General features: G+C 60.1%; 2 protein-coding genes. One reads left to right on the top strand and one right to left on the bottom strand.

The genetic code is table 11. The annotated features are described in order from the left end of the window. Window positions 1-1,754, bottom strand: a 1,754-nt coding sequence (gene topA, locus ACESL8_RS12575; RefSeq protein ID WP_372919381.1) for a type I DNA topoisomerase, incomplete at its 3' end; no start/stop codon positions are given. 206 nt (window positions 1,755-1,960) lie between these two features. On the opposite strand from topA, the gene ACESL8_RS12570 reads away from it, so the two are divergent. Next, window positions 1,961-2,478: DEAD/DEAH box helicase (locus ACESL8_RS12570; RefSeq protein WP_372919379.1), on the top strand; the 518-nt coding region annotated here is incomplete at its 3' end.

The following is a 2,478-nucleotide window of genomic DNA, read 5'->3' as shown; positions in this document are numbered from 1 at the left end:
CCCTTGTCGGGAAAAAGGAACGGCGCCAGATATTCATCCAGCGCGGCGGTCACATCCGATGGCCGCTGCTCCATGATCTCGGCGGTTTTCGGCTGGAAATCCGCCCAGAACGCCCGCAGCAACTCCACATAATTGCGCCCGCCAGCCGACACTTCATCCAGCTCGGTTTCCAGCCCCGCCGTGAAATCATATTCCACATAACGCGCAAAAAACCGCTCCAGGAATGCCGTGACCAGGCGGCCCTTTTCCTCCGCGAAAAACCGGTTTTTCTCCACCCGCACATACGCCCGGTCGCGCAGCGTCTGCAGGATGTTGGCATAAGTCGACGGCCGCCCGATGCCGAGCTCCTCCATCTTCTTCACCAACGTTGCTTCGGAAAACCGCGCTGGCGGCTCGGTAAAGCTTTGCACCGCCGCCGCCGTCCTGGATGCACAGCGATCGCCACCAGCCAGCCGCGGCAGCCGCGCGCCGTCGTCGTCATCCTCGGCGGGTTCATCACGCGCTTCGGTATACAGCGTCAAAAACCCCGGCGAGATCACCACCTGGCCGCTCGCCTTCAAGCCGTGGCGGCCATCATCGTCATAAAGATCGACGGTGGTGCGCTCCAGCCGGGCGCTGGCCATCTGGCTCGCCACCGTCCGCTTCCAGATCAGCGCATACAGCCGCTCTGCATCCGAATCGCCCTTGCCGGGCCGGCGCGAAAAATCGCTGGGCCGAATGGCTTCGTGGGCTTCCTGGGCGTTCTTGGCCTTGGTCGCATAGAAACGCGGCTTTTCGGGCAGCACATCGGGCTTGTCGCCGTAATCGCGCGCAATCATGTCGCGCACGGCGGCCATGGCTTCGCCGGCAATCTGCACGCCGTCGGTGCGCATGTAGGTGATGTGGCCATCCTCATACAGGTTCTGCGCCACGCGCATGGTGTGGCTGGCATTGAAGCCCAGCCGGCGCGACGCTTCCTGTTGCAGGGTCGATGTGGTGAACGGCGGCGCCGGATTGCGGCTGACGGGTTTGGTCTCCACCGTCCGCACGGTAAAGCCATTTTTCTCAATGGCTTCCCGCGCAGCATTGGCTGCAACATTGTCCAGATCGAATTGGCCCAGTTTCTTGCCATCCAGCACCGCCAGCCGCGCCTTGAAGGTGGCGCCGTTGGGGGCAATCATCTCGGCCTCGACGCGCCAATATTCGCGCGCCACATGCGCTTCGATCTCGCGCTCGCGCTCCACCACCAGGCGCAGCGTTACCGATTGCACGCGGCCCGCCGATTTCGCCCCCGGCAGCTTGCGCCACAACACCGGTGAAAGCGTGAACCCCACCAGATAATCCAGCGCCCGCCGCGCGCGGTACGCATCGATCAGTGGCTGATCAAGCTCTCGCGGCGCCTGCATGGCCTTGGTCACGGCGGACTTGGTGATCTCGTTGAACGTCACCCGGCTGGCACCACCCTTGGGCAGCGCGCGCTTGTCTTTCAACCATTCCAGCAAATGCCAGCTGATCGCCTCACCCTCGCGATCAGGATCGGTCGCCAGGATCACGCTGTCGGCGCGCTTGGCGGCTTCGCGGATCGCCGCAAGCTGCTTGGCCCGGTCCGCCGAAACCTCCCACTCCATGGCGAAATCGGCTTCGGGATTCACCGACCCGTCGCGCGGCGGCAAATCCCGCACATGCCCAAAACTCGCCAGCACCTCATAGCTGCTGCCGAGATATTTATTGATGGTCTTTGCCTTGGCCGGCGATTCAACGATGACTAGCTGCATATGGTCCTCACGTGTACGCGCGAGGGTGGCGGGGTGGAGCGAGCGGCGTCAAGGGGTGCGGGGTCGCAGGGGCTATCATTGATTTCTCGGTGCAAAAAATGCGACTTTAGCTCAACAAATAATCGCCAAATCAACTGCTAAACGGTATATATTTAGTTTTTAAATGTGCTTAATTATAGAATTGATTTTTAAAGAGATTAACAACTGTGAATTATGATCATATCCGCGCCCTTCAACTGCTCCGGTTTGGGTCCGGACAGGCCGCCGCCAAATTCCGAGACGGCCAGGAAGACGCCATCCGGCATGTAGTGGAAGGGCAAGGTCGACTGCTGGTCGTGCAGAAGACTGGCTGGGGAAAAAGCTTTGTTTACTTCATTGCCACCAAGCTACTGCGCGAAGGAGGGTTAGGCCCGGCATTGCTAATTTCGCCATTGCTGTCGCTGATGCGCAACCAGATCGCGGCAGCTAAGCGCATGGGGGTCCGCGCGGCCACCATCAACAGTGACAATGCGGGTGACTGGCAGCTTGTCGAACAGCAGGTCCGCGACGGCGACGTGGACATTCTGCTCATTTCGCCTGAGCGACTGGCCAATGAGCGCTTTCAGACAACAGTGCTCGCCCAGATTGCCAACGATATATCGCTGATTGTAGTCGATGAAGCACATTGCATATCGGATTGGGGGCATGATTTCCGACCGCAATATCGCCTGCTTGAACGTGTTAT

It is taken from the genome of Sandarakinorhabdus sp. (assembly GCF_041689835.1).
Taxonomy (GTDB): domain Bacteria; phylum Pseudomonadota; class Alphaproteobacteria; order Sphingomonadales; family Sphingomonadaceae; genus Sandarakinorhabdus.
The sequence above is the reverse complement of the archived record's forward strand: the minus strand, read 5'-3'. Positions and strand labels throughout refer to the sequence as shown.